Origin of the sequence: Pseudomonas sp. KB_15, from assembly GCF_052114525.1 — a bacterium.
Taxonomy (GTDB): Bacteria; Pseudomonadota; Gammaproteobacteria; order Pseudomonadales; family Pseudomonadaceae; genus Aquipseudomonas.
In genome coordinates this window covers 1-353 of sequence record NZ_JBFREX010000387.1, presented here as the reverse complement: position 1 = coordinate 353, position 353 = coordinate 1, and the positions used below count along the sequence as shown (strand labels likewise).

1 protein-coding gene is annotated in these 353 nt (G+C 69.4%); it reads left to right on the top strand.

What is annotated here, in order from left to right:
• Window positions 1-353 (top strand): hypothetical protein (locus AB4Z35_RS31415; RefSeq protein WP_442101355.1); only part of this gene is annotated, 353 nt, incomplete at both ends.

The window sequence follows — 353 nt, the reverse complement described above, 5'->3', positions numbered from 1 at the left end:
GTGCTGGCCACGGTGATGTCGATTGCCTCGTCGTTCGCCTATAACGCCGTGGCGTTCGGCCTGCCGGTGATCATCGCCAGCTTCCTGGCGCAGTCGATGCTGACCACGATCCTGGTCTCGCTGGCGCTGAACCTGCTGTTCGCCTTCGTCGGCGGCCTGATCGGCGTGCACCTGGTGCCGAAGACCGGCGCCTGGAAGCTGACCGTGACCGGCTACGCCTTCCAGCTCGCCGCGCTGGTCGGCCTGGCGCTGGTCGGCAAGCCCCACGGCGCCCCCGAAGTGGTCGCCGCCATCGCCTTCCTGGCCGTGTTCCTGCTGGGCCAGGGCTTCGGCCCGGGCGCGCACACCATGAC